This is a genomic window from Ornithinibacter sp., assembly GCF_035443565.1.
Lineage (GTDB): Bacteria > Actinomycetota > Actinomycetes > Actinomycetales > Dermatophilaceae > Fodinibacter.
On record NZ_DAORSO010000089.1, the window covers coordinates 4,544 to 10,284 of the forward strand.

6 protein-coding genes are annotated in these 5,741 nt (G+C 70.6%); 2 read left to right on the forward strand and 4 right to left on the reverse strand.

Translation table 11 applies throughout. From position 1 onward, the window contains the following. Both PLL68_RS09985 and PLL68_RS09990 read left to right on the forward strand, forming a co-directional pair. On the forward strand, nucleotides 1–621 hold a 621-nt coding region (locus PLL68_RS09985), incomplete at its 5' end, for a sterol desaturase family protein (RefSeq protein WP_324533658.1). A 24-nt stretch (nucleotides 622–645) separates the two neighbouring features. Beyond that, complete coding sequence (locus PLL68_RS09990; RefSeq protein WP_324533660.1) at nucleotides 646–1,452, forward strand: SDR family NAD(P)-dependent oxidoreductase; 807 nt, start codon at nucleotides 646–648, stop codon at nucleotides 1,450–1,452. Here the strand turns inward: PLL68_RS09990 and PLL68_RS09995 are convergent. The 4 genes from PLL68_RS09995 to PLL68_RS10010 all read right to left on the reverse strand — a co-directional run. After that, a complete protein-coding gene (locus tag PLL68_RS09995) occupies nucleotides 1,445–2,206 on the reverse strand; it encodes a Pr6Pr family membrane protein (RefSeq protein WP_324533661.1) in 762 nt (253 codons plus the stop codon). The genes PLL68_RS09990 and PLL68_RS09995 overlap by 8 nt on opposite strands. A gap of 103 nt (nucleotides 2,207–2,309) precedes the next feature. Further along, nucleotides 2,310–2,966 carry an SDR family oxidoreductase gene (locus PLL68_RS10000; protein ID WP_324533663.1) on the reverse strand — a complete coding sequence of 219 codons (657 nt, stop codon included), beginning with the start codon at nucleotides 2,964–2,966 and terminating at the stop codon, nucleotides 2,310–2,312. 95 nt (nucleotides 2,967–3,061) lie between these two features. Then, nucleotides 3,062–4,714 carry a glycerol-3-phosphate dehydrogenase/oxidase gene (locus tag PLL68_RS10005; protein WP_324533665.1) on the reverse strand — a complete coding sequence of 551 codons (1,653 nt, stop codon included), beginning with the start codon at nucleotides 4,712–4,714 and terminating at the stop codon, nucleotides 3,062–3,064. Nucleotides 4,715–4,815: 101 nt separating this feature from the next. Beyond that, nucleotides 4,816–5,741: oxidoreductase (locus tag PLL68_RS10010; RefSeq protein ID WP_324533667.1), on the reverse strand; the 926-nt coding region annotated here is incomplete at its 5' end.

Consider the following 5,741-nt stretch of genomic DNA (forward strand, 5'->3'; position numbering starts at 1 on the left):
GGGCTGCTCGCCAACACCGTGGCCCTGCTCGGCTGGGACGCCATCTACTACTGGAACCACCGGTTCAACCACGAGAGCCGGTGGCTGTGGGCGATGCACGTCGTGCACCACAGCAGCGAGCGCTACAACCTCTCGACCGCGCTGCGGCAACCCGTCGCGGAGGGGTTGACGATGAGCGTGCCCTACGGCCTGCTCGCGCTCGCCGGGGTGCGCCCCAGCGTCATCGAGAACGCCCGCGCCCTGAACCTGATCTACCAGTTCTGGATCCACACCGAGGCGGTGCGCTCCATCGGCTGGCTCGAGAACGTGCTCAACACGCCGTCACACCACCGGGTGCACCACGGCACCAACCGGCAGTACCTCGACCGCAACCACGGCAGCATCCTCATCCTCTGGGACCGGTTGTTCGGCACCTTCGAGCGTGAGGACGAGCGAGTCGTCTACGGGTTGACGACGAACATCGACACGTTCAACCCGGTGGTCATCGCCACCCACGAGTGGCGTGACATCGGGCGTGACATCGCCGGTGCCCAGACGTGGCGGGAGCGGTGGTCCTTCCTGCTGCGCGGGCCCGGGTGGGCCTACGACCGGCGGGCCGACCTGGTGGACGCACGGACCTGAACCATCGAATCGAGAGGTGTGACCATGGAACTCACCGGCAAGGTCTTCGTCGTGACCGGCGGCGGCAACGGCATCGGCCGCGAGGTGGTGCTGGGGCTGCTGACCCGCGGGGCCCGGGTCGCCGCGGTCGACCTCAGCGAGCAGGGCCTGGCCGAGACGGCCGCCCTCGCGGGTGCCGGTGAGCGGCTGAGCACCCACACCGTCGACATCACCGACCGGGCTGCCGTCGAGGCCCTGCCCGACGCCGTCATCGCCGCCCACGGCCGGGTCGACGGCCTGCTCAACGTCGCCGGCATCATCCAACCCTTCGTCCGCTTCGCCGACCTGGAGTACGGCCAGATCGAGAAGGTCATGGCCGTGAACTTCTGGGGCGTGGTGCACACGACCAAGGCGTTCCTGCCGCACCTGAGGTCGCGCCCGCAGGCTGCCGTCGTCAACGTCTCGAGCATGGGTGCCCTGGCGCCGGTCCCGGGCCAGGCCGTCTACGGCGCGAGCAAGGCGGCCGTCATGCTCCTCACCGAGGCGCTGTACGCCGAGCTCAAGGGCACACCGGTGACGGTGTCGGTCGTCTTCCCCGGTGGGGTCTCCACCCACATCGCGGAGAACTCCGGGGCGGCCATCCCCGGTCGGAGCACGGACGCCGCGGCCTCGGCGGGCAGCCTCACCACGGCTCCCGACGCCGCTCGCCAGATCATCGACAAGGCCGTCGTCGCCGGCAGTTTCCGCGTCGTCATCGGCAAGGACGCGCGCATGCTCGACTCGATGTCGCGGCTGTCCCCGCGCCGGGCCACCGACTTCATCGCCAAGAAGATGGCCGGGCTGCTCAGCTGATCTGCGTGGCCCCTGCACGCTGGCCGAGCCAGCGGCGCAGGGCGGCGTCGACACCCCAGTAGATCGCCATGACGAGCAGGCCGAACGCCAGGATGCCGGCCAACGTGCCGGCGACCGGGCCCACCCCGTACTCGGCGACGTTGACGAACCCGTACGGGTAGGTGCTGGTGATGCTGCCGCGCACCATGACCCACACGATCCACGCGATGGGGATGACCATCGCGGCCAGGACGGTGCGACCGGTGATCCAACCGCGCGGTCCGAACACGAGCCACACGAGCACCGTCACGATCGGGGTCACCTGGTGCAGGATCGGGTCGGTCAGCAGAGACCAACCCACCACCTCCGTGACCGGGGCCAGGAGCACCGCGTAGACGATCGCCGTGATGGTGATCATCAGGATGCTGTCGAGGCGCAGGACCCGCAGCAGGGGCGTCGCCCGAAGCGGTTGCCGAGCCAGCAGCGTCATCGTCACGGCGACGACGACGTTGGACCAGATCGTGAAGTAGCTGGCCGTGTCCGCCAGTCGCGGCAGCGCGCCGGCGACCCCGGCGGGATGACCGCCGTACAGGCCCGGCTCGACCGTGACTTCGGTGTACGCACCGAGCCCGGAGAGGATGACGGTGAGCACGACGCCGAGCCAGGCGATGGCGGCATTCGCGGCGAATGCCGTGCGCGCCGCTCTCGAGATCGGCCTCGGCGAGTCCTGCGGCGGCGGCCCGGACGGGGAGTGGGCCGAGGAGGTCGTCGTCATGGTGAGCCAGCCTACGAGGGCCGAGGTCGGGCCGGAGCGTGATGGGGAGGCCGAACGGCATCCAACGGTGTGTCGACGGGTGGGAGCACCTGGGCGGCCGTCCTCAGGCAGCGCTGGCGTCGAGCTCCTCGGCGACCGGCACCGTGCCGTTGTTGAACTCCACGACGGTACCGGCCAGGTCCGGCCGCTCGAGGGCCTGCGCGATGACGAGCGCCACGTCGGCGCGCGACACCGACCCCGGTTCGGCACCCGTTCGTGAGGTCTCGATGCGCCCCGTCGGTGCGTCGTGCGTGAGGCGGCTGGGACGCAGGATCGTCCAGTCCAGGCCCGACCCCTCGAGGTGGGCGTCGGCGGCCGACTTGGCGTCGGCATAGGCGAAGAAGGCGTTGTCCTCGGGGACCGCGTGATCGGGGCCGGCCCCGAAGTAGGACACCATCACGTACCGCTTCACCCACGAGCGGCCAGCGGCCTCCATCGACCTGATCGCGGCGTCCCGGTCGACCGCGTAGGTGCGCTCGGGGTCGCCGCCGCCTGCGCCGGCAGACCAGACGACGGCATCGTGTCCGTGGACGAGACGGGCCAGGGCCTCGACGTCCATCGACTCGACGTCAGCGACGACAGGGGTGGCGCCGTCCGCGCGCAGGTCCTCGACGTGAGCGGGGTCGCGGATGACCCCGGTGACCTCGTGGGATCCGGCGACGAGCAGGGGGGTGAGGAGTCTGGCCACGTTGCCGTGGCCGCCGATGACGATGACGCGCATTGGGGGTCCAACCTCGTCGGATGCCGTGCTGTTCCCTCCGGCGGTCGCCCTCGGCTTCGTGGTGCGGTCGCCCTCGAAGCGCCGAGCCCAGTGCGTCAGCCCGCTGCGTCGGCCGGGGGCTCGTGGTGGCTGGTCTTGGACAGGACGTAGTCCGCGAGTCGCGCGTCCGCGTCATCCCCGAAGAGGATGCCGGCCACCTCGGTGAGCCCGGGGGAGCCGAGGATGTCGCGGTCGCGCACGACGAGGTCGATCTTGCTCCGGCGGCGCATGAAGTCGTCGAGGGTCACGACCATCTCGTGCTCGGCGGCCGTGTGGAGCTCGGCGCGCAGGTAGTCGGCGGAGCCCATGACGTCCTCACCCATCGTCGGGTCGGCGCGGATCATCTCGAGCAGGTCGAAGGCGCGGCGGCCGTAGCGTCGCCAGAGCCGATCGGTGAGCGGCTCGGTGTCGGGCTTGGTGCGCAGCGAGTCCAGGCGCATGAGGCGTGCCTGCCGGTAGAACTCCTTGCGGGTCGCGGCGGCCGGTTCGCCGTACCAGTTGCGCAGGTCCTTCTCGAGGGGGATGCCGAGTCTCTCGACGTGCTCGGCGACCTCCTCACCGACGTTGAGGCAGTCGGTGAGCTTGCCGCCGAAGATGGTCACGACGCCGCGGGCGTCGTCGCGCTCGATCTCGTGCTTGCGCGACAGCGACGTCCAGTCGACGTTGGTCTGGTCGCTGCCGCCGCGACGAACCACGAGCGGGCGCACGCCAGAGCGCTCGGCGATGATGTCGTCGTGGGTGAGCGGCGCGGGTAGGTCGAGGCGTGCGTTGATCTGGGCGAGGAGGAAGTCGCGGTCCTCGTCGGTGACGTGGGTGTGGGGGTCGTCGACGCGGGTGTCGGTCGTGCCGATCACGGAACGCCGGCCCATGGGGATGACGTAGAAGAGCCGCTGGGTGTCGTCGAAGAACGCGAGCACCCGGTTGTGCCTCGTGGTCGTGAGGCGCGGGACGATGAGGTGGATGCCCTTGGAGTACACGATGCGGTGATCAGTCGTGAGCCCCCATGAGGTGTTGAGCTCGTCGACGAACGGGCCGGCCGCGTTGACGACGACCCGGGCCGTCGTCGTGAACTCCTCGCCCGAGTCGGTGTCGCGCAACTGGCACACCCAGCGGTCGCCCTCGCGCCGGGCGCTCACGAGCTCGACGTAGTTGGCGACGGCCGCCCCCGCCTCGATGGCCGAGCGGACGAAGGAGAAGACGAACCGGGAGTCGTTGTCGACCAGGTAGCAGTCCTGGTACTGCACGGCGCCGCGGGCGCTGGTGGTGTCGATGACCGGCTCGACGGCCTCGAGCTTCTCGGCGTTGTAGAGCCGCGGCGGCTTCGTGCCGAACTGGCCGATGCCCCAGTAGGCCGTTGCGCCCAGGGCGGCGAACCACGGCTTGAAGGGGGCCGTGTTGTCCAGCGTCGCCAGGAAGGAGATCTCCTTGACGTTGTCCGGGTAGGCCTTCATCAGCCGGTTGCGCGACTTGCACAACCCGAACACCAGCGGCAGCTCGTAGTTCTCGAGGTACTTGAAGCCACCCCACACGAGGTTGCTCGACTCCTGGCTGGTGAACCCGCCGAAGTCGGCCCGGTCGATCAGGGCCACCGAGGCGCCGCGACCGGCCAGAGCCGCTGCGGTCACCGCCCCGTTGATGCCGGCACCGACGACGAGGACGTCGACGTGGCCGTTCTTCATCCTGCTGATGGCGGTGCGGCGCAGTGACATGCCCCAAGCGTCCCAGATCCGCGCGTGGCGCGGGCGAAGGGGGGCCAGACGCGCGACTGGCTGCGCGTCTGGCCCCCCTTCGGGGCGGACGGCGTGTGGTGTCAGAACGAGTAGTGGACGCCCGTCAGCTCTTCGCTGCGTTCCCAGAGCAGGGCCGCCAGGGCGGGGTCCTGCGCCCACTGGCTCTGCTTGGCCGTGCCGACCGCGCCACGCGTCTCGCCGATGCCGGTCGGGCCCGAGTACGAGGCCGGTTCGGCAACGGTCGCGGCATACAGGATCGCCTCGGCCCCCCGCTCCGGCGAGGGGAACGCGAGCTTGACGGCCCAGCTGCCGACGGTGCCGATGACGGGGATCGAGCCCATCCCGTCGCGGCTGCCGAACAGGTTCGTGCCGGAGACGCCCGGGTGCGCGGCCGTCGACGTCAGGGACGAACCGGATGCCGTCGCCCGCCGCTGCAGCTCGAGGGCGAACAGCAGGTTGGCCAGCTTCGAGCGGCCGTAGGACGTCTGCGGGTCATAGCCGGATGCCGGGTTGCCCTCGGCGACCGCGCCGTCGCCGCGGTGGTGGGCGATCGAGGCCACCGTCGTCACCCGCGGTGCCTCGGCCTCGAGCAGGTGCGGCAGCAGCAGCCCGGTGAGGGCGAAGTGGCCGAGGTGGTTCGTGCCGAACTGCAGCTCGAACCCGTCGACGGTGGTGCGGTGCTTCGGCGGGGCCATCACCCCGGCGTTGTTGACGAGCAGGTCGAGCGGCCCGTCGAGGCCAGCGGCGAACTCCCGCACCGATTCCTGCGACGCCAGGTCGAGGCGCTCGACGCTGACCCTGCCAGCGGCGCCGGTGGCCCGGATCCGCTCGGCGGCTGCGTCACCGGCATCCGTGTTGCGCACGGCGAGCACGACGTCGGCGCCGTGCCGGGCGAGCTCACGCGCCTCGACCAGGCCGATGCCGGAGTTCGCGCCGGTCACGACGGCGCGACGGCCGGTGAGGTCGGGCATCTGGTCAGGGGTCCAACGCATGGGGTGTCCTCGGT